A 20,091-nucleotide genomic window follows, 5' to 3' on the forward strand; every position below is an offset into this window, starting at 1 on the left:
TATGCTTAATATCCGCTTCACCCTGTTAGGTAACGATAACTTTTATCAGCTCGGGCTGCGCCTGCTGGTGGAGGAATACCTTCATGACCTGAATGCAAGCAGCCGTGGATCTTCGGCCGATTTGCAGAATCTGGAGCCGATAGAAATCGTCTTCCGCACGCTGGAAGACAGCTGCGGCTGCGCCCGCTGCTATCAAAGCCCCTATCAAACACCGCGCCACCGGCAAATGACGGTGCTGATCCTCAACGATCGCGACGCCCACTATGCGCACAAGCATCCGGCGCTGTTTTGCATTTATCGGCGCGATGATGACGCCACCCTCCGCAGCAAACTGCAACAGGCGTTGGAGCGTTTCTGCCAACAGCCCTGGGTGGCCCTGCATGCCAGCGGCATCTGGAAATGCCGACAATGCCGTATTGCCGCCCTGAGCAGCTGCGAAAAGAAGGTGCTGAAGCTGATGAGTTCCGGCATGTCCGCCTGTACCATCGCCGGTATGTTGCAGCGCAGCCAGAAGACCATCAGCGCCCATAAACGCTCGGCGATGCGCAAACTGAACGTCAACAAAAGCATCGAATTAAACAAAATGCTGCTGAATCAGTTGGGATTAAACTGAACGACCGGCGGCTTCAGGCCAGTGCGAGCTTCCTTCGCAGGAAAATCTCCGCCAGCATGCACCGCGCCCCGACGCTCAGCATCACGTTGATGTGATAAGTGGGCCGATTGTGGCGGCCCGCAGAAAAGGCCCTATGCCTTTTCTACCTCGCCCATTAAAGCAAGAGGTGCATTTTTACGCCTGTCCTTGGCCGTTTGACACTTTAGTTCGCGAGTTACCATGTCCGTTTATGCGTTTATCGGTAACAGGACAAGGTGCTTGGCAGTGGGAAAACCCTTTTTACGCAGTGGCAGTTTGGATGATGTGCTTGCATTGGGCGAAAATGGTCAGCCGGTTTACGCCTGCGCGCTGCAGCTGCGAGAAACCTTGCGCATTCGCCAACAGCAGCAGGCCGCCGATTGCCTGGCGATCCCTCAACCTAACGAGGCGGGCACTCACATTGATTGGTATTCCCCTCTCCCCGGAAAAGTCACCTCCTGGCTGGCGGCCAGCGAGGCGCAACGCACTCAGGCGGTGCTTGAGCTGGAGCGCAGCCTGGCGACCTTCAACGCCCTGATCGCGCAAGCGCAGGCCAGCAGCCATCCCAGCCAACGCCTGTTCGGCGCCTTGTTAAGCAAGGCGATGCAAATACCCGATCCAAACCATGTTTATCTGGTCGACGATAAACCGGTGCTGACCTTTTGGGGCTTTATCAGGCCACAGGCGCAATGTCAGGACGATCCACTGGCCTGCCTGCGCCCAGCCGGGGAACCGGCAGAAAAACCGACGCCAATTGCCGCCACTCCGCGCGTAGTGGCGCTACCCGAGCCGCAACCCGCCGCTGAACCCGAAGCCCTGACGCCAGAAATTATCCCCGCGCTGGTGCACCGGCCGTGGCGCCGCTATGTGTGGATGGCGCCAGTGATAGTCATCATGGCCTCGCTGGCGGGTTGGCTGAGTCAAACGAATCCACCACCAGCCACATCCCCGGCGGTGCTGGCACCACCACCTTCGCCTGTCCCGGTAGCCAAGCCGATCCCCAAGCTGCATCTGCCATTGGCGCACGCCACGCTGATGCCGCCGCCGCCCGTCCCGGTGGTCCTGCCGCCGGCGGACAAAAATTCGCTGGTGCTGCCGGCTGAAGCGGTCAAGGCCGGTTCCACCCGTTTTCTCAACGGCAAATGGCGCGCCACGGTGGCGCTGAAAGACCCGCTGACCGGCAAACGGCCCAGCCTGCAATACCGCCTCAATAACGGTAAAGGCAGCGCCAGCATCACCTATGGCGACGCCATCACCTGCCGGGTGCCGGTAGAGGCCGGGCTGATGCAGTCAGGCAATCTGGTGATCAACAGCCGTACCAAAGCGCGTTGCAGCGACGGCAGCCGCTACCCTCTGCCGGAAATCGTCTGCAAGCAAAGTGAGACTGGCCCGGCGGAATGCAGCGGCCGTTACGCTGCGGACACGGTTTATCCCATGACGTTAAAGCGCGAGAGTAAATGATGCTGGCTCCCCTTACGGACTATAAAAACGCCATTACGCTGATTCAGGACAGCGGCATCCAATTTCTGGACTTTGCCATGACGCCGGTTTTGGATGCCGACTTTCCGGGCAAATTTGTCCGCCAGACGGCGAGCGGCCCGCTGCTGCGCCTGCAATGGCATGCCGACAGCGGCAAATACCTGTTGCCCGCCCAGCCGGGGCAAGCCGATGAAGTGGTGCGCCCGGAGTTCAGTTACCCCCTGCAGCAATCCTTGCACCTGCTGGATAAAACCTGGCTGCCGCTGCCGTTCTTCCGCTACACCCCGTCCGGCGCTTTTTTGGCCGGGCCGGACAACTGGGCGCGGATGCAGATCCTTCGGTTGGACACGCCCGATCAGGACGGCAACTCGCTGCGGGTGGTGCTGGCATTTGATACCCGTATCGCCGCAGCGGGCCAGGAGGCACTGGCCCCGAGCGAAAGCGATCTCAACACCGGGCTGAGCTTTGCGCTGGCCCACCGTAATCATGATCTGGGCGAGTTCCTCGATCAGACCTGGGTGGATGGCTGGCTACGCGAAACCTTTACCGAAAGTGCCACCACGCTGGAACAACGCACCGAGGCGCAGGTGCATGCCGGGCTGAAAACCTTCGAATATCAGGCGCACTACCTTAATCTGTTGAACCTGCTCGGTGAGTCGTTGGCCGTGCCGCAGATAAAAATCCTCGGCGCCACACTGCAGCAGCCCGTGGTCAATGTGGACATGATCCTGGACGTCGGCAATTCCCACACCTGCGGCGTGCTGGTCGAAGACCACCCGGAAGAAAGCAATGGTCTGAAGCAGACCTATGAACTGCAACTGCGTTCGCTCAGTGCGCCGCACTGCGTTTACAACGAGCTGTTCGAAAGCCGGGTTGAGTTTTCTCAGGTTTCGTTTGGCAAACCCAGTCTCTCGTTCCAGAGCGGGCGCGAAGACGCCTTTGTCTGGCCTGCCATCACCCGCGTGGGTCGCGAGGCCGCACAGCTGGCGCAGCAACGGCAAGGCAGCGAAGGCACCACCGGTATTTCCAGCCCCCGCCGCTATCTGTGGGATGAAGAGCGCTATGCGTCCGGCTGGCGCTTTAACGGCAAACACGAACCGATGGCCGCCGCCGCGCCCTTGACCACCTTGATCAACGATGAAGGCGTGCCGCTTTCCGCACTGCCGCCAGCGGAGCGGTTGCCGGTATTTGCCGCCCATTACAGCCGCAGCGCGGTAATGACCCTGATGCTGACCGAACTGCTGGCGCAGGCGCTGATGCAGATCAACAGCGTCGCCCAACGGACGAAAATGCCGAACGCCGCCGCCCCGCGCCGCCTGCGCACCATTATCCTGACATTGCCTTCGGCGATGCCAAAACCCGAGCGGGAGATTTTCCGGCGCCGCATGCGGGAGGCCATTGGCCTGGTATGGAAAGCCATGGGTTGGCACCCGCTGGATGCGCCGTTCGACGGCGAACAAACTCGCTTCCCCGTTCCGCAGGTGCATATGGAATGGGACGAAGCCACCTGCGGCCAAATGGTTTATCTGTATAACGAAACCCAGGTGAATTTCGCCGGCCGCACCGACGCCTTTTTTGCCAGTATGGCCCGACCAGACCGGCCTTTGGCCCCCGGAGAACCTGCCGGGAAAACGCTGCGCATCGCCTCCATCGACATCGGCGGCGGCACCACCGATCTGGCGATCACCCAATACACACTGGATGACGGCGTAGGCAACAACATCAAAATCAACCCGCGCCTGTTGTTCCGCGAAGGCTTTAAGGTCGCCGGTGACGATATTCTGCTGGACGTGATCCAGCTGTTTATCTTGCCCGCCGTACAGCAGGCGATCGAAGACGCTGGGGTCGCGGCCCCGGTGGCGGTGATGGATAAGCTTTTCGGCAACCAAGGGCGGATGGACGGATTTTCCACCCTGCGTCAGCAGGCCACGCTGCAGATCTTCATGCCCATCGGGCGTGCACTGCTGGCTGCCTATGAAGAGTATGATCCGCTGGACACCCAGGCGGAAATGGCCGCCAGCCTGGGTGAGCTGCTGCCGCAAGCGCCCACCCCGCAGGTGCTGGCGTTTATCAACGGTGAGGTTCAGCGCGAAACCGGCGCTTGCGCCTTCGATATTCTGCACACGCCGCTGGTCGTCCGCCTGGGCGACTTGCACGCCGCCTTCTTGTCTGACCGGATCGGCATCGGCCACTGCCTGCGCTTGCTGTGCGAAGTGGTGGCGCTGTACGCCTGCGATGTGTTGCTGCTGACCGGCCGCCCGGCACGCTTTCCAGGGGTTCAGGCCCTGCTGCGCCACCTGCAGCCGCTGCCCGCCAGCCGTATTTTACCGCTCGAGGGTTACCACACCCGCAGCTGGTATCCGTTTAATAAACACGGACGCATTGATAACCCCAAATCCACCGCAGCCGTGGGAGCGATGCTGTGCCTGCTGGCGATCGACCTGCGTCTCGAGAGTTTTTATTTCAACGTCGGCGATTTCCAGCCCTATTCCACCGTTCGCCATCTGGGCATGCTGGACGGCAATAACATGCTGGCGGACGATAACGTCTACTATCGCGATATCGATCTGGATCGCGCCGATTTTGCGCTGGATCCCGCCGGTTGCTTCCAGCTGCGCGGCCCTCTGCGCCTGGGGTTCCGCCAGTTGGATAACCCACGCTGGCCGGCATCGCCACTGTATACGCTGACCCTCACCGATCCCCAGTTGGCGCGCAAGCTGGCCGGCGATGAGGTCATCAGCCTGCGGTTGGCCATTACCGGCAGTGAAGAGCAAGGCGCCGAAGGCGTTAAAATCGCCCAGGCCCTGCTGGCCGACGGCAGCCCGGTCCACGCGCATCAGCTGCAACTGAAACTCAATACCCTGGCTGCCAGCGCCTCTGGCGCAACCCATTACTGGATCGACAGCGGGAGCATTTACCAACGATGAAACCTATCACTTCCAACCCGCTCAGCCGCCTCAGCGACGGTATTCTTCAGGCCATTGACTGGGTCGCCGCCACGCGGCAACAGTCCACCCGCCTGAACCGGGAAGCCGATCATCTGACCGTCCGCCTGCGCCGCAGCTACAACCGGGCGAGGAAATTAGCCAGCGCAGCGCCTGACCGCGTCGCCATCGGCCTTTATGGCCATAATGCCGCCGCCAAGGCTCATCTTTTGACGGCGTTGGCCCCCGGTGCCGAGCTGTTAGCAGAGGAGGCCGGACTGACGGTACGTTACTGCGCTCACGCCGCCGCAACCCCATCCGCGTATCCAGTGACCATCACCTTGCTCGATAACGCGCAACTGGTCGCCATGACGGCCAGTGCTGCGTTGATGGCCGGCTTTCGCCCGGACGAGGATGCGCGCGCTATCGCCGCACACCTGCATACATTGGAACGCCATCGCCAACCCATGGCGATCGACGGCATGGACAGCAACGCCGTCGTGGCATTGTGGGACTCGCTTCGTCACCACGCAGGCAAATGGCAAGCGGCGTTGGACCGGCACTTCTGGCCGCAGGCCGTCTCATTGGCGCCCTATCTGAGCATTGATGACCGAGCCCGACTGTTCGCCCCGCTCTGGGGCGAGGATCCGGCGCTGACAACGCACTATCGTCAGTGGGCGCATAGCCTGCAAACGCTGGGTTACAGCGAGCGCGTGCAGGCTTCTCGTCAGGCTCTGGACACCGACACGGGCATTCAATGTGCCCACGCGGTCACTGCGTCAGCCGAGGTTAAACTTTCCGTACTGACGGAAAACGGTGCCGTTGTGGACGTCACCCAGGCCGATTTGGCGTGGCTGGCTGCCGAAGCGACAACGCCTTTGCCCGTCGGTGCCCCCGCCGACGTTGAGATCCTCGATATTCCGGCCAGCCGCCGTTGCCCAGACGGCAAACTGACATTCCGCCTGCAACAGGCTAAACGCGCCAATCTGCTGACCCACTATGCCGATAACCCGCAGGCCAGTTTGCTGCTGGTCAGCGATGCCACCGATGCGCCGCAAGATGCCGGCCGAACCGGCCATGCGCTAGCCTACTGGGTTAAACGCACCCAAGGGGAAAGTGCGGCAGTGCGCGGTCATCGCAAGCCCGGCTTAATCTGGGCGATCACGCCATTCGACACGCATCGCGCAGGGAAACCCCGCCCCGATGATGCCGTTCAACGCTACGTCGGTGAGCCCGGCGACAGCTGGGCAACGCTGCTGGCCATGGATGAACGAGATTGCCGCCGCATGACGGACTACCTGATGACTCAGGCACGCCCGGCATTGAAACAAGCACGCATCCTTGAGCTGCAACAGGAACTGCAACGCGAACTGAGTGAGAGCCTGCTCGGCAACTGGCTTACCGCAACGGATCCGCAGCGCTTGCAGCAGCGTACTCAACAGTTGTTGCGCGCTTTGCAGGCGCAGGCCGGGGCACACGGCGAATTGCTGGAGTGGCTGTTACCGCAACGCGACAGGCTGCGCCAACTGTTGGTGCAGCAACAGCACGCCTCGACCGCACCGGTTGCCGCCGCGTCTGCGTTCAACCTGGAGATTGACCTGTTTGGCGACAGCGATACCGCCGCGGCCACTCCGGTGGAACATGGGCGTTCGCCATTCGCCCAAAAGGTGTTCGCCGATTGGGTTAACCATCTGCGCGGCCTGCCGGACAATGCCCAACTGCCGGCCCTCTTGGGCGTCGGTAAACCGCACCTGGAGATGCTGGTCGATGCGTTGATTAATGCCGCCTGCCGGTTGGAGATTGACGCGACGCTGGAGCATGCGTTAGCAGCAGGCACTCTGCCGGAACAAGGAGAGGATCGTCAGGTCAGCCAGGCGCTGACGGTATTGAGCGATTTCGTCGCCTGGCTGGGTTTCCAGCAGCGCGAGGCGGCTTTGCGCCCTGCCAGCCGCATCAATCCCGGCCAGCCGATCTTTACCCCGCCGCCGCAGCCGGCGGTCGACTGGGGCAACCAGCAGCGTTTGGCCAGACTGGCGCCAACGCCGGCACAAAATGCGGCCTTTTATATTTACGACTGGCTGGTTGGGCTGCAAAAACTGCTGGAGGAAAATGCGCAGGCGGAGAGTCCGCTGGCCGAAACGCCGCGGGCCGCGTTGGCAGGCATAGTGGCAACCCTGGCGGGCAGTGACCGGGGCTGACAAATTCCGGCTCGGGCCAGGATAAATCGGCCGATGCCTATTATGCTGTTAATTAAGCATCGGCCCGAGGAGATCCCTGTGCGTCCATTCAGCCTGAAAAAAATCGATCACCTGGTACTGCGTGTCACCGACCTGGAAAAAAGCATTCAGTTTTATACCCGGATACTGGGGTGTGAAATCGCCAGACGGCGTCCCGATCTGGGGCTGGTGCATCTGCGCGCCGGGGTTTCGATGCTGGATTTGGTCGACGTCGACGGCGTGCTGGGGAAAAAAGGCGGCCAACCTCCCGATGCCCGACAACAGAATGTCGATCACTTCTGTCTGCGCATCGAACCTTTCAACGAGGGCGAACTGCTGGCCTATTTGCGATCGCAGGGGATCAGCGTCGATCCCGCCGAGTCCAGATACGGTGCCGAAGGCGATGGGCCGTCCCTCTATTTCACCGATCCGGACGGCAATCACGTGGAGCTTAAAGGCCCAGCGGCGTAGTGCGCCATGTCAAAGCGCGGTATTCTCACTCGAAAATATGAGAAAAATTATAGGTAATGTGTAATTTACCCTATAAAAAATAAAGACAATTTGATTATTCCTTCATTGAAATCAACATCACTTAAATAATTAAACGTGGAAATAAAATAAAACATTAATCAGCATGCATTATAAACACCAGCCAATATCCCAACCATAAATTAAAAAACCGTTTCCTTACATTTTATTACACAAAGCCAATCAAAAAACAACTGGCAAAAGCATATAAGCTCAATTCCATACTATAATTATCCTAACGTTCTAAACAGGAATGGAAAATGAAATATATCACCCCTTCACTCATCAAAAAATCTCATCTTTTCATGTCATTGCTATGGGTAATATTAGCAATACCTTCTGTTATTTGGTGGAAAGACAGCGTGCTTTGGGTCATTATAATCAGTATTTATGCGAACATTGTCGGCCACCTGTCCGGTTATACGGCGGCGAGGGCTGATGAAGCAGCCGAAGAAACGGAGGCCACTGAAAAAAAGGAGGCAGCATAACCTGATAGTAAGCATCATACATTTGAAGGAGGCAGCTTTTTTATCAAAGAAATTAAGTTTTCTAAAGCATAACATGCTGACTGATAAATCACTTCTTCATCATCACCCTGAAATTGTTTTGATTCTACCGCAATGACATTATCCAAAATACTCCAGGCAAACCACAGGGTACCGGCAGGCGTGCCATCAGCGCCGCCTTCCAGTCCCGCATAGCCACTGACGGCCAAACTCACCTCTTCCTCTGCAATTTTTAATGCTCCCAATGCCATTTCACTCACGGTCTCTCGGCTCACCGCAGTATACCTATCCAGAGTTTCCTTACGTACATGTAATAACTTTATCTTCGCCCTATTGGTATAAGTCACAAAACCGCCAGTATAAAAATCGCCGCTGTCTTTTGTCGCACAAAGGGCCATGCTAATTACTCCGCCGGTACAGGACTCCGCCGTCGTCAGTCGCCACTCTCTTTCCTTTAATACCACGCCAACACGCTCTGCAATAGCCACTAATTCCTGACGCATAAGATATTTCCCCACAATAAACACCCACGTTAATTATAGTCTATTCTATTTAAGGAGACTTCGTTGAATCACCTGTCTGATAAATAAATCGTTTCACTCTGATGACGCTAATCAGTACGTAGAGGTATTAAAAGGATCTCGCATGAATTTTTTGGGTTGGATAGCAGCAACGGGAGGGCTATTTCTGTGCATGTCGCTGGCCTCGGCCTGGCTTCGTCGCGGCCCCATTACCTCATTTGGATTATATTTGCTGACAGGCATTGTCTGTGGCCCTTGGGTGGCAGATTTAATACGAATAGACATAGTTACCCATGCCGAATGGATGAGGCGAATTACCGATATCGCCATGGCCGCTTCGTTATTTATTACCGGCTTAAAACTCCGACAACCTTTCACTACACAGGCCTGGCGCATTGGGGGCCTGCTGGCCTTTCCCACGATGGTGGTGACCGTTCTGGCGATGATGGCAACGGTGCATTATCTTACCGGGCTCCCCTGGCTGCTCTCACTCGCATTTGGCGCTATCGTCGCCCCAACGGACCCCGTGCTTGCCAGCCTGATATCGGTAAACAATGCACGTGATGATGACTCACTGCGTTCTTCGCTCTCTGTTGAAGCAGGCCTCAACGATGGCTCCGCGCTGCCTTTTTTAATGTTGGCATTGCTGTTATATGGCAACCAACAGGGATCGTTCACTTGGTCACTTTTCGCCAAATGGGGGCTTATCGATGTGTTATGGGCATTATGCGCAGGCTTGCTCGTCGGCTATACGCTAGGATGGCTGATCGGCATGCTGGCGGCACGTATGCGCCATGCTAATCAAGACATCGCTCCTAACGATTTAATCGCGCTGGCCTTGATTGCACTAAGCTATGCTGCGGCCCAATTTATAGATGCTTCCGGTTTTCTTGCCGCCTTTGCCGCCGGCGTTGGGTTGCGGCGTGCAGAAAAAAATATCATTTCCCAACATCCCCTGGGTGAAAGTGAAGGGAAAGAAGAAACACCACCGTCCGAAGAATTGGTTAACCCCAATGAGCGGCACAACCTGAAAAGCAACGGCCCCGTCAAATCTGTCGGCTTGGTCGTGGGCGATGCGATCTCTTTCGGCAATACCCTGGAGCGGCTTTTCGCTGCCGCTATCGTCATTGTTCTGGGGATCACCTTAGCCCAACATTGGGATCCGCGAGGGATCTATTTGGGACTCCTGCTGTTTTGTATCATTCGTCCGGCAACGGTGTATGCGTTCAGCTTTTGCAGCAATATCCCCCGCTCACGTCGCATATTAATCGGCTGGTTCGGCATCAAAGGCATAGGCAGTATTAATTATATTGCCTATGCCTATGTACAAGGCCTGCAAGGCACAGCGGGAGCCGAAATGATAAACATGGCGCTAACCTTAGTGGTCACCAGCGTGATACTCCATGGATTAACGGTGGCCCCCCTGTTGAACTCACGCAGGTTTAACCGCCCCAGCCAGGAGAAAAACGACAGTGAAAACCAGCCGGCAAGTTGAACCTGAGGTTTTCCGTCCCACGCAAGCGGGCAATGGCCCCATCATCGGCCGTGAACCTACTTGCCGCCGCGACGCACAATGACAAACGCAGCTTCAATGATACTGCTCCTCCAGAGGTATCATCTGTGCCTCACAGAGCACCGATCCTGTAATCTGCGGCTCGGCCAAGCGTTTGAAGCACTCACTTTTCATTGATGCCAGTTGTTGTCTCGCATGTTCCTCGTTATCCGCCACAATATAAAGCGAGTAATTACCCACCAGCAGCTCGTAAAGCTTCATGGGTTAGCCTCCTGAAGAGGATGAACACCGGTATACGAAATATGTTCCGCCGGCACCAATAAATTCATCATGGTTTTGATAATGCTCGATTCGCTCATGCCCGCCTGAGCCATTCTTCGCAGTTGTTCGGAATCATTAATGCCTTGCTTAAGATAAGCCTCGATATAACGCAACACATTAATATCATTAGAATCGGCCTGTTTTTTTAATTCTTCGAGAGTTTGCTGTATATGCGCGTTTAATTTTATTTTCGAGGAACGGCGTGCATCAATGTAATCCGCATTAAAACCATAGCGTTGCGCGTTAAAATTGTTCGAATGCGTGACCGAATCATAGAATTGCGCAATCGGCTGTTTTTTTCTTAACAGGTGTTTTACCAGCAACTGCGCGTATCCCGCCAACATGGCGGCATGGAACAGGGTTAACGGCGTATCGCAGACACGGATCTCGATAGTGCCAAACTCGGGTTTGGGGCGGATTTCCCAGTAAATATCCTTAAGACACTGGATGACCCCTAATCTTATCCCTTCATCAACATAATGGGTAAAGTCGTTCCAGGTAGTAATATCATGTTCGATATAACCAAAAGTGTGGAATGAATTTAATGCACTGAACCTCGAACTGGCAAAAAAGGTATCGACCGATTGGTAATAGGGTGAAGAAGCGCTCAGAGCAATAAAATGCGGCAGATAAGGTATTAATGCATGGCTCAGATAGATAGCATCATCACCGCTTTGCACACCAATATGAATATGTTGTCCAAAAACACAGGACAATTTAGCCAGAAACCCCAAATGCTGATGCACTTCCTCATAACGATCCGTGGGCGTAATGGCCTGATCTTTCCAGTTATTGCTAAAATGCCGGCCACCGCCACAAAGACCGCAATTTTTGCATGCGGCGATGTCAGATAATTTTCGCGCAATGTGGTTCAACTCTTCATAAAGCGTAAATGGCGTCGCATGAATCGAGGAGTTCATTTCAATGGTCGACAATGTCAGTTCTTTTTTGACATGACGTTCATCATTATATTGACTGATGATCTCCAGGCCTTTGTCCGACAGATCACCGCTGGTCAAATCAATCAGTTGCAGTTCAAGTTCCACACCTATGCTGTTCGTCGGCGAGGATTTAAAAGGAAGTTCTAACATAGCATAACCTCACAAATTAAATGATGCATAGGGTGAGAAAGACCCTGAATTAAATTATCCTCCTCAGAGGGTTAATTTAAAGATAGGTTACCATTTATAATGGCTACCATTTCACATTTCATCCCAGTCAAATAAAAGCCAATCCTTACAAATTAAACTCTAGCTTCAATTATATTATTCTCAAGAAAAAGTACGCGAATATAATATAAAAAAACCAATGCACACAATTTGAAATATTAAGTTAACCTGTAAGTAACATCGCGCGGGATTAATGACAAAATTGAAGATTTCAATAATTAAAGCAAAGTGTTAACCACCAATAAAGCGAATTGAGATAATGCGTTAAAAACCAAATCCACATTGAATATAATAGTATCGCTGAAAGTTCCAGCAAAAACAAAGCAATAAGCAAATGACTGGAAATTCATATTATCTGCTCTAGACTTTAGATATACACAGAGTTATTTAATGCATTATTCAAACCCTATTGCATGAGGTTATGCTGATGATTAACAAAAACAAACCCTCGAAAAACAAAGATGCATCCAACGTATTAAATGAAGAGGATTCATTGTTATTAAAGCAATCTTTACATCTGCATGATACTGCCCCAGAAGACAATTCCCATTTACCTGACAGCAAGCCTACGCCACCGGGAAAACAACCCACCGGGCCTGGCTGCATGAAAAAAAATGGCGCAATAAGTGAGAAAATACGCCAACTCGAACATAACCGGAAATATGACAATAATCAGCCGCTAACGACGAATCAAGGTACCAAAGTATCCGATGATCAAAATTCGCTTAAAATGGGTTCGCGTGGCCCAACGTTATTAGAAGATTTTATAATGCGTGAGAAAATAACGCATTTTGACCATGAACGGATCCCTGAGAGGATCGTGCATGCTCGAGGATCTGCAGCACATGGCTATTTTGAGCTGTACAAAAGCCTGGCTTCGATCACGAAGGCCAACTTTTTGCAGCATGAAGGCCAAAAAACGCCGGTATTTGTGCGTTTCTCTACCGTACAAGGCTCTCGTGGCTCCGCCGATACGGTGCGTGATATCCGCGGATGGGCCACGAAGTTTTACACGGATGAAGGCATTTTCGATTTAGTCGGTAACAATACCCCGGTCTTTTTTATTCAGGATGCCGTCAAGTTTCCTGATTTTGTCCATGCGGTAAAACCGGAGCCTCACAATGAGATCCCGCAGGGGGCCACGGCTCACGACAGCTTCTGGGATTATGTTTCTTTGCAGCCTGAAACCTTGCACAACGTCATCTGGGCGATGTCCGACCGCGGGATCCCTCGCAGTTACAGGACGATGGAAGGCTTTGGCATACATACCTTCCGCTTAATCAATGCACAAGGGAAAGCCACCTTCGTCCGCTTCCATTGGAAGCCGGTAGCGGGAAAAGCCTCCTTGCTGTGGGATGAAGCCCAGAAATTGGCGGGTAAAGATGCTGATTTCCATCGCCGTGATTTATGGGAAGCTATTGAGGCTGGAGATTTTCCCGAGTACCAGCTTGGCCTGCAGCTGATCCCAGAAGAAGACGAGTTTAAATTTGATTTTGATCTGTTGGATGCGACAAAGCTGATCCCGGAAGAGTTGGTGCCGGTGCAGTTGGTTGGCAGGATGGTGTTAAATCGCAACCCTGATAACTTTTTTGCCGAAACCGAGCAGGCCGCCTTTCATCCGGGCCATATCGTGCCAGGCATCGATTTCACCAACGATCCGTTGCTGCAGGGGCGGCTTTTCTCTTACACCGATACTCAAATCAGCCGATTGGGCGGCCCGAACTTTCATGAAATCCCTATCAATCGCCCCACCTGTCCCTATCACAACTTGCAACGTGACGGTATGCATCGTCAAGAAATTGACACCAACCCAGCGAGCTATAGCCCCAATTCACTGAATAATAACTGGCCAAGGGAAACTCCCGCAGCACCGAGTGGCGGCGGGTTCTCCAGCTACGCAGAACGGGTTGACGCCCACAAAGTTCGTGAAAGAAGCGAATCCTTCCTTGAGTATTACTCACAACCCAGGCTGTTTTGGCTCAGCCAGACGCCGACGGAACAACAGCACATTGTGGATGCTTTCTCTTTTGAACTCGGCAAGGTTGCGCGTCCTTACATTCGTCAGCGAGTCGTGGAGCATCTGGCACATATCGATACCACCCTGGCGGGACAAGTGGCCGTCAACCTGGGTATTAAGCTCTCCTCCGAAATCTTGAACATATTGCCACCCAAACCGGTTAACGGTGTCGAGCGAGACCCTGCCCTTAGCCTGTACGCCTTGCCAGGCGGCAGCGTAAAAGGCCGCATCGTCGCAGTGTTGCTGGCGGATAATGTGTTGGCGTCGGACGTATTGGCAATTCTGAAGGAACTCAAAAAACGCGGCGTTCATACCAAGTTGCTGGCACAAACCCAAGGCGAGATCCTGGGAAGCGATGGTTCGGCCATACCGGTGGATGCCACTTTTGCCGGGGCGCCATCAATAACGCTCGATGCCGTTATCGTTCCCGGTGGCGCGGCTGAGGCCTTGTTACAAAGCGGCGAAGCGAAACATTACCTTCTGGAAGCCTACAAACATTTGAAGGTTATTGGCCTCAGTGGTGATGCCAGCCGATTAAAAACCTTATGGCAGGAGCAAACCGCTGCCGAAGACGGGATTATCGAAGCACCAGCGGTCAAAAAAGTCATGATGGAGCGCTTTATTGAAGCATTGGCCGGCCACCGTATTTGGAGCCGCAGTGACAAAGCCGCAACCGTTCCGGCATAGGAAAAAATAACTTTATAGATGAAACAGGTATTTTTATATCAGGATTATAAATACCCGAATAGTGCCTTTATTCGGATACCGCCATGCAGTCAATATCGAGGAGTAGATATGAGCGACTTCCGAGAAAACTTTATTGCCTGGTTGCGCGATGCGCATGCGATGGAAGAACAGGCAGTGGCGGACTGGTTGCTGGATAATATTCCGTCTATTACTCAAACGTATTTAAGCAAAAAATAATCAGAGTCTGTAGCGCCACAGTTACGGCGCTCTCCCTGTATTCGAGAAATTATTCATTGCGTTAGACAGAGGAAATATTATGGCTGACATAGTGAAACACCAGAACATTGAAGTAACCGGGGCTGAGTTATTACCTCCACCTCATCCTATGGATGGCAGTTGCAAAAGCAGCATCCTGATATATTGCGATCAGGAACCTGAGCTCAGCCAAAAATTAAAAAGCTTAAGCGAGTGGGAAGAGATCCTGTTCGAAGTCAATGATGAGGTCGTTCGCTGCCAGGTGGAAAAGTTCGATCAGCAGCGCAATGTCATCATTCTAAAAACCGAGCAAGAGCAAAGCGATGCCGATATCCCTTATCAGCAACAGAAGTAAATGGGGCAATTCTGCCTAAATAGTTTCAAGTCTTGAACAGGAGGATACATGGAACAGACAACTCAACCGGCACAGCATCAGGATCGCCAACCCGGATTGGAAAGTGACATGACGCCCGAACCTAAATATGACGATCCACTTTATCGTGCCAGTGGGAAACTCACTGGCAAGGTAGCGATCATTACCGGTGGCGATAGCGGCATCGGTCGGGCCGCCGCCATAGCCTTTGTCAAAGAAGGTGCAAAAGTGGCCGTCATTTATCTGGATGAGGATCAAGACGCTAAAGAAACTCAGCAAAGTGCAGCGAAATATGGCGGCGACATACTGTTGTTGAAGGGCGATTTACGGGACCGCGTTTTTGTACGAGAAGTGATTAATAAAACCGTGGAAACCTTCGGCCGACTGGACATTCTGGTCAATAACGCCGGGGAACAACACCCCGTTGAAGAACCAGAAATGATCACCGAACAGCAGTTGGAAAAAACCTTCCAAACCAATTTCTTCAGCATGGTTGCGTTATCACTGGCGGCTTTGGAACATTTGCCGGCTGAGGGTGCCATTATCAACACCTCCTCAGTCACCGCTTATCACGGTAACCCGGCACTGATCGATTATTCTTCTACCAAAGGCGCGATCGCTGCATTTACCCGTTCATTGGCCATCAAGCTCAGCGAACGGCAGATTCGGGTCAATGCTGTCGCACCGGGACCTATTTGGACGCCGCTGATTCCATCAACATTCAGCGCCGACAAAGTCGCAGAGTTCGGTAAGGATACCCCCATGAAACGGCCGGGTCAGCCTTGCGAACTGGCGGCCGCTTATGTCTATCTGGCGTGTAATGATTCATCCTACATGACAGGCCAGACCTTACATATAAATGGTGGCATAATCGTAAATGGATAACCTAACATTAAGGGCCCGATAAACTTCTGTCGGGCTCAATTTTTCCGGCGAGGAATTCATCTCACTGGGAATATAACCGGTGAATATCTTCGATATCGATAGAATTTTAATTAACTCCTACCCCTACACATATTTATGTGAAGTCGCTTTTCGTTCAACATTTACTTTGTTTGTGGTCCATATTGTTGGTGAAAATTTGCAGGCTACATTTCGATAACCTGAACTATCGATGGAGCATATTACCAATACATAACGCTATAAAAAATAACAATAAGTAATATAATTAGCGCAATGACATAGCCTTGATAAGGCCTTGGGCCTTTTACCCCACTTTTTGAAGCCGGATCTCTGGCTGGTTTATTATTTCTCTTAAACATAAAACACCTCATTTAAAAAGTTAAAAAAGGCCGGTTTAAGCCGGCCAAAAAATGACGCCCAAGGTATTAAGTTAAGCCGCTTGCTTATTGACCTTTTGCTCAGCAATCAGCGTAAGTTTCTTATCGGTACTTTTTTCCTCTTCCAGGGTTTCACCTAAAAGATTTTTAGCTTTTGTATAACCCAGCTTTTCGGCTAAAGCACACAAGGTGCCATAAGTAGCAATTTCATAATGCTCAACTTTTTGCGCTGCGGCAATTAACCCGGCGTCCCTGACCGGCCCTGAGACTATCCCGTCGATAATCTCCTGACCTTCCTCGATCAACCCTTCCATGGCCAAACATTTTATACGTTTTATCCGGACGTCCGGGGTAACCTCAACCAGTTTATCCAGCCTTTCAATCTGCCCTTGTGTTTCTTCCAAATGAGTTTTGAAAGCATTAGCCAGATCTTCCTGATCGGCAGCTCGAGCTAATTTGGGTAATGCTCTGGTTAATTGTTTCTCGGCGCTATACACATCAGAAAGCGCATGAATAAAGAGCTCGTTTAAAGTCTTAATTGACATAGTTGCACTCCTATTTACAATTGAGTGTGATGCTACGCAATGAACATACTGACATGTTCAATTTATAATTATAGTAGACCTATATTATTTTACTTATAGAAAGCATAAATAAATTGATATTAAGAAAATTCTTAATATTATTGTTTGAATAACACTAACACCGGCATAAATAGTAATAATTCAATTTTTAATAATTGAAACATCACCATTTTTTTCCATTATGGCAAATTTAATCTGACTTACACACTCTATGCCCTGCTTATTCCTGGCAATTTCCATAATATCATCAGGGGTTAAATGGACTTTTTTGAGGCGCCAAAGTAGCAGCTTCCCATTTTCGACCAGGATAACGGGTGAACCATCAAGAAACTTATCGATAATCGGTATATAGGATTTAATTAAAGAGAAAATAATGTCGATGCAGAATAACGTCACAATAGCAATAATCGCGGAGGTTACCGACAGATCATCAGGCAACATGGCTTGCTGCGTGGCTTCACTGATAATGAGCAACAAAATGAAATCAAAAGATGTCATACGCAGCAAGGTACGATTTCCGGCGATTTTCAGGACGATATATAATGCGAAATAAATCGCAGCCGTACGTATTACTATTTCCATATCAACTCCTTATGGGTATATCCACTGTTGAATATTGACTGACTCGGTCTCAGCCCCATTTACCGTTGCCTTGAATCCTCCCCATTCCTTGGAGCGCAAAACAAAAGTAAGCGTATGCCATTGATTCTTTAAACCATCCGGCACAGTGAAGTAGATCACTTTCCCCTTATGGCTCACCTGCAACGATTGTGGAACGACATTTTCTATGACATAGAAATTGTCGAACTCGTCCGTGATACTGATAACCAGCGGTTCTACACCGTTATCTTTGGCCATGATTTTCCATTGTGTTTGCGTACCATTACGAGCGAACCCCTCGTAGGTTATTTTTACGGTTTTGTTTTTACTTACAATTTCCTGATGACTTAAAATTCCATTTGAAAAAAAACCAAGCAAGGCCAGTATGACAATCGTAAACATTATAAGGTAACCCACCTTCTCCAAAACCCAGGAAAGCCTTAGGAAACTTATGTGCTCGACAACAGGCGTGTTGCGACTTTCCTTCTCATTATTGGGATTTGTTTTCATAATATCCTCACCGCACAGGAAACCAATGAAATTAAAAGATAAAACGGGGATGCAAGCAGAATAATATTACTGATTTTTATAACTATAGCCTATTATGACTAATTTTATTAGTTTGGTTTATACATTACTGGACAGGTAAACAGGATTTATAAAATCAGTTATGACTTTATTATAGATAATTATTTTTGAATATTTATGCCCGGAGTGAATTTTTATAACATCATCAAGGCAAGGAAATAGTTGAGTGGAGGAGAACAGTCTTCCTGTTGGTTGTTTCCCTCTGAAACCGGTCACGTTTTCGCGGCGTTATCAATCTTGCTGTTCAGCGGCTTGACTGCCTCGTCAGTCATGGGCCGACAACAGCATCGCCGCTAAAGAAAGCACCTTGACCATCCATTTCGATATCCCCCAACCTCTGGCTGACACATTTCAGCACCCGCACTTAGTAAACCGACATTCATCACAAAAATCAGATGAAAATATTTTTATAGAAACATAAAAATAAGAACTTCATCATGAAATTGGTGTTTTTTCTCCAGCTCTTAAAAACAAAGTGACCTGTTTCACATTCCCCTTTCCTACAGGGCTCTATCTTTTCATAGGATTAGCTAAAACCTTTCAGCTAACTAAAAGGACAGGTTAATGAAAACACTGATTGCCGTTTCAATTTCTATCTCTTTGATTTCCTGGGGCGCTTTTGCGCAGACTATTGTGCTGACTGACAATGAAAAAGGCATTGAACAAGGTAATTGGCAGACCGACAACCAAAAGCTGAACATCACGGGTGCCAATTTCAGCTTACGGCAGCAGGTGCTGCACGGAGGTAAGCAAGAAGGTTCCAGGGTAATCACCCTGACCAGTCCTGGGCTGACCATCGCACTGAGTCCTACGCGAGGAATGGATATTCTGCATGTGAACGGATCGGGGGTTCGCCTGGGCTGGGATTCGCCGGTTACCGAGGTGGTAAACCCAGCCTATATCAACCTTGAAAGCCGCAATGGTTTGGGCTGGCTGGATGGCTTTAATGAAATGTTGGTACGTTGCGGTTACGAATGGACCGGTCATCCGGGTGTCGAAAATGGCACTCTGTATACATTGCATGGACGTGCCGGTAACACGCCGGCCTCCAAGGTGGTGGTGGAGATCGATGAAAAAGCGCCGCATCAAATACGGATCCGCGGACTGCTGAAAGAAAATACCTTTAAGAAAAGCAATCTGGAAACCTGGACAGAATTACGCTACATCCCTGGTGAAGCGGCGTTTACCCTGCACGATCGCTTGACCAACCTGGCAGATTATCCTCGTGATTATCAAATCATATATCACAGTAACTTTGGCAAACCCCTGTTGGAAGATGGTGCCGTTTTCAGTGCCCCCATCAAGGAAATTTCACCTTTTAATGATTACGCCAAGTCTGGGCTGAAAGACTGGCACCGCTATCAAGGCCCCACCAAGGGCTTTGACGAAATGGTGTTTAATATAGTGCCGTACGCAGATGCTCAAGGTAAAACGCTGGCAATGCTGAACAATAAACGGGGGGATCGTGGCGTAGCAATAGGGTTTGATACGCATCAGCTACCTTTGTTGACGCTATGGAAAAACACCGACACCGAACGCCAGGGCTACGTCACCGGCATCGAACCGGGCACCAATTACGCCTATCCGGTGAAGATTGAGCGGGAACAGGGGCGAATCAAGCAGCTTCAACCTGGCCAGAGCACCGATTTTGAGCTGACTTACACCTTGCTGAAAAATGCTGAACAGGTGAAGAAATATCAGGACCAGATTAAGACATTGCAAGGCCACAATGAGGTCAAACTGGTGGAGAAACCGATTGCCGTAGAGTAACGAGCAAGGCTGACAGCCGGCCCGGACGCCGGCTTCTGCAGTATTTGACCCGCATTCAAATCACTTCAGTGTGAGCCCCTGTGGGCCAGCAAATTCCGGCCGCGCGCATCGTTGCTTTCCTCTTTTTTA

18 protein-coding genes are annotated in these 20,091 nt (G+C 51.5%); 12 read left to right on the forward strand and 6 right to left on the reverse strand.

Going from position 1 to position 20,091, the window contains the following annotated elements; all coding sequences use genetic code 11:
- Position 1 precedes the first annotated feature (1 nt).
- From ACGS9J_RS19620 to ACGS9J_RS19645, 6 genes are all read left to right on the forward strand, one after another.
- Positions 2-613, forward strand: coding sequence for a LuxR C-terminal-related transcriptional regulator (locus ACGS9J_RS19620; RefSeq protein WP_442232454.1), 612 nt, complete (start codon positions 2-4; stop codon positions 611-613).
- A gap of 264 nt (positions 614-877) precedes the next feature.
- The gene (locus ACGS9J_RS19625; RefSeq protein ID WP_442232455.1) at positions 878-2,092 is read left to right on the forward strand and encodes an SrfA family protein; all 1,215 of its coding nucleotides are present in this window, start codon (positions 878-880) and stop codon (positions 2,090-2,092) included.
- Positions 2,092-5,037 (forward strand): virulence factor SrfB, encoded by a 2,946-nt coding sequence (locus tag ACGS9J_RS19630; protein ID WP_442232527.1) that lies wholly within the window; start codon positions 2,092-2,094, stop codon positions 5,035-5,037. The genes ACGS9J_RS19625 and ACGS9J_RS19630 overlap by 1 nt, the downstream gene beginning before the upstream one ends.
- A complete protein-coding gene (locus ACGS9J_RS19635) occupies positions 5,034-7,232 on the forward strand; it encodes a virulence factor SrfC family protein (RefSeq protein ID WP_442232456.1) in 2,199 nt (732 codons plus the stop codon). The genes ACGS9J_RS19630 and ACGS9J_RS19635 overlap by 4 nt, the downstream gene beginning before the upstream one ends.
- A gap of 78 nt (positions 7,233-7,310) precedes the next feature.
- A complete protein-coding gene (locus ACGS9J_RS19640) occupies positions 7,311-7,721 on the forward strand; it encodes a VOC family protein (protein WP_442232457.1) in 411 nt (136 codons plus the stop codon).
- Between the two features lie 317 nt (positions 7,722-8,038).
- Positions 8,039-8,266 carry a hypothetical protein gene (locus ACGS9J_RS19645; protein ID WP_442232458.1) on the forward strand — a complete coding sequence of 76 codons (228 nt, stop codon included), beginning with the start codon at positions 8,039-8,041 and terminating at the stop codon, positions 8,264-8,266.
- A gap of 14 nt (positions 8,267-8,280) precedes the next feature.
- Here the strand turns inward: ACGS9J_RS19645 and ACGS9J_RS19650 are convergent, their stop codons facing one another.
- Entirely contained in the window at positions 8,281-8,787 is a 507-nt protein-coding gene (locus tag ACGS9J_RS19650; protein WP_442232459.1) for a nicotinamide-nucleotide amidohydrolase family protein, read from the reverse strand.
- A 142-nt stretch (positions 8,788-8,929) separates the two neighbouring features.
- Here ACGS9J_RS19650 and ACGS9J_RS19655 point away from each other — a divergent pair, with 142 nt between their 5' ends.
- A complete protein-coding gene (locus ACGS9J_RS19655) occupies positions 8,930-10,300 on the forward strand; it encodes a cation:proton antiporter (protein WP_442232460.1) in 1,371 nt (456 codons plus the stop codon).
- A 93-nt stretch (positions 10,301-10,393) separates the two neighbouring features.
- Here ACGS9J_RS19655 and ACGS9J_RS19660 read toward each other — a convergent pair whose 3' ends face one another.
- Together ACGS9J_RS19660 and ACGS9J_RS19665 are read right to left on the reverse strand one after the other, a co-directional pair.
- Complete coding sequence (locus ACGS9J_RS19660; protein WP_442232461.1) at positions 10,394-10,579, reverse strand: hypothetical protein; 186 nt, start codon at positions 10,577-10,579, stop codon at positions 10,394-10,396.
- A complete protein-coding gene (locus tag ACGS9J_RS19665) occupies positions 10,576-11,730 on the reverse strand; it encodes a YbdK family carboxylate-amine ligase (RefSeq protein ID WP_442232462.1) in 1,155 nt (384 codons plus the stop codon). Before ACGS9J_RS19665 ends, ACGS9J_RS19660 begins: the two co-directional genes overlap by 4 nt.
- 505 nt (positions 11,731-12,235) lie before the next feature.
- On the opposite strand from ACGS9J_RS19665, the gene katE reads away from it, so the two are divergent.
- The 4 genes from katE to ACGS9J_RS19685 all read left to right on the forward strand — a co-directional run bounded on the left by katE (position 12,236) and on the right by ACGS9J_RS19685 (position 16,025).
- Positions 12,236-14,512 (forward strand): catalase HPII, encoded by a 2,277-nt coding sequence (katE, locus tag ACGS9J_RS19670; protein ID WP_442232463.1) that lies wholly within the window; start codon positions 12,236-12,238, stop codon positions 14,510-14,512.
- A gap of 108 nt (positions 14,513-14,620) precedes the next feature.
- A complete protein-coding gene (locus tag ACGS9J_RS19675) occupies positions 14,621-14,749 on the forward strand; it encodes a hypothetical protein (protein WP_442232464.1) in 129 nt (42 codons plus the stop codon).
- Between the two features lie 79 nt (positions 14,750-14,828).
- Positions 14,829-15,122: a hypothetical protein gene (locus ACGS9J_RS19680; RefSeq protein WP_442232465.1), complete on the forward strand. Its 294-nt coding sequence runs from the start codon at positions 14,829-14,831 to the stop codon at positions 15,120-15,122.
- A 48-nt stretch (positions 15,123-15,170) separates the two neighbouring features.
- Positions 15,171-16,025 carry an SDR family oxidoreductase gene (locus ACGS9J_RS19685; protein ID WP_442232466.1) on the forward strand — a complete coding sequence of 285 codons (855 nt, stop codon included), beginning with the start codon at positions 15,171-15,173 and terminating at the stop codon, positions 16,023-16,025.
- Positions 16,026-16,473: 448 nt separating this feature from the next.
- Here the strand turns inward: ACGS9J_RS19685 and ACGS9J_RS19690 are convergent, their stop codons facing one another.
- From ACGS9J_RS19690 to ACGS9J_RS19700, 3 genes are all read right to left on the reverse strand, one after another.
- Positions 16,474-16,965 carry a YciE/YciF ferroxidase family protein gene (locus tag ACGS9J_RS19690; RefSeq protein WP_442232467.1) on the reverse strand — a complete coding sequence of 164 codons (492 nt, stop codon included), beginning with the start codon at positions 16,963-16,965 and terminating at the stop codon, positions 16,474-16,476.
- 180 nt (positions 16,966-17,145) lie between these two features.
- Entirely contained in the window at positions 17,146-17,586 is a 441-nt protein-coding gene (locus ACGS9J_RS19695) for a DUF421 domain-containing protein (protein WP_442232468.1), read from the reverse strand.
- Positions 17,587-17,595: 9 nt separating this feature from the next.
- Positions 17,596-18,114: a hypothetical protein gene (locus tag ACGS9J_RS19700; protein WP_442232469.1), complete on the reverse strand. Its 519-nt coding sequence runs from the start codon at positions 18,112-18,114 to the stop codon at positions 17,596-17,598.
- Between the two features lie 642 nt (positions 18,115-18,756).
- Between ACGS9J_RS19700 and ACGS9J_RS19705 the strand changes: the two genes are divergently transcribed.
- Positions 18,757-19,962, forward strand: coding sequence for an aldose 1-epimerase family protein (locus ACGS9J_RS19705; protein ID WP_442232470.1), 1,206 nt, complete (start codon positions 18,757-18,759; stop codon positions 19,960-19,962).
- Positions 19,963-20,091: the final 129 nt, after the last annotated feature.

The organism is Serratia quinivorans (assembly GCF_052113645.1).
Classification (GTDB): Bacteria; Pseudomonadota; Gammaproteobacteria; order Enterobacterales; family Enterobacteriaceae; genus Serratia; species Serratia quinivorans_B.

What these genes read in the sequence shown, in the direction of transcription:
- ACGS9J_RS19620 (WP_442232454.1), top strand. Translation starts at nt 2, where the DNA reads ATGCTTAATATCCGCTTCACCCTGTTAGGTAACGATAACTTTTATCAG.
- ACGS9J_RS19630 (WP_442232527.1), top strand. Translation starts at nt 2,092, where the DNA reads ATGCTGGCTCCCCTTACGGACTATAAAAACGCCATTACGCTGATTCAG.
- ACGS9J_RS19635 (WP_442232456.1), top strand. Translation starts at nt 5,034, where the DNA reads ATGAAACCTATCACTTCCAACCCGCTCAGCCGCCTCAGCGACGGTATT.
- ACGS9J_RS19645 (WP_442232458.1), top strand. Translation starts at nt 8,039, where the DNA reads ATGAAATATATCACCCCTTCACTCATCAAAAAATCTCATCTTTTCATG.
- ACGS9J_RS19650 (WP_442232459.1), bottom strand. Translation starts at nt 8,787, where the DNA reads ATGCGTCAGGAATTAGTGGCTATTGCAGAGCGTGTTGGCGTGGTATTA.
- ACGS9J_RS19655 (WP_442232460.1), top strand. Translation starts at nt 8,930, where the DNA reads ATGAATTTTTTGGGTTGGATAGCAGCAACGGGAGGGCTATTTCTGTGC.
- ACGS9J_RS19660 (WP_442232461.1), bottom strand. Translation starts at nt 10,579, where the DNA reads ATGAAGCTTTACGAGCTGCTGGTGGGTAATTACTCGCTTTATATTGTG.
- ACGS9J_RS19665 (WP_442232462.1), bottom strand. Translation starts at nt 11,730, where the DNA reads ATGTTAGAACTTCCTTTTAAATCCTCGCCGACGAACAGCATAGGTGTG.
- katE (WP_442232463.1), top strand. Translation starts at nt 12,236, where the DNA reads ATGATTAACAAAAACAAACCCTCGAAAAACAAAGATGCATCCAACGTA.
- ACGS9J_RS19675 (WP_442232464.1), top strand. Translation starts at nt 14,621, where the DNA reads ATGAGCGACTTCCGAGAAAACTTTATTGCCTGGTTGCGCGATGCGCAT.
- ACGS9J_RS19680 (WP_442232465.1), top strand. Translation starts at nt 14,829, where the DNA reads ATGGCTGACATAGTGAAACACCAGAACATTGAAGTAACCGGGGCTGAG.
- ACGS9J_RS19685 (WP_442232466.1), top strand. Translation starts at nt 15,171, where the DNA reads ATGGAACAGACAACTCAACCGGCACAGCATCAGGATCGCCAACCCGGA.
- ACGS9J_RS19690 (WP_442232467.1), bottom strand. Translation starts at nt 16,965, where the DNA reads ATGTCAATTAAGACTTTAAACGAGCTCTTTATTCATGCGCTTTCTGAT.
- ACGS9J_RS19695 (WP_442232468.1), bottom strand. Translation starts at nt 17,586, where the DNA reads ATGGAAATAGTAATACGTACGGCTGCGATTTATTTCGCATTATATATC.
- ACGS9J_RS19700 (WP_442232469.1), bottom strand. Translation starts at nt 18,114, where the DNA reads ATGAAAACAAATCCCAATAATGAGAAGGAAAGTCGCAACACGCCTGTT.
- ACGS9J_RS19705 (WP_442232470.1), top strand. Translation starts at nt 18,757, where the DNA reads ATGAAAACACTGATTGCCGTTTCAATTTCTATCTCTTTGATTTCCTGG.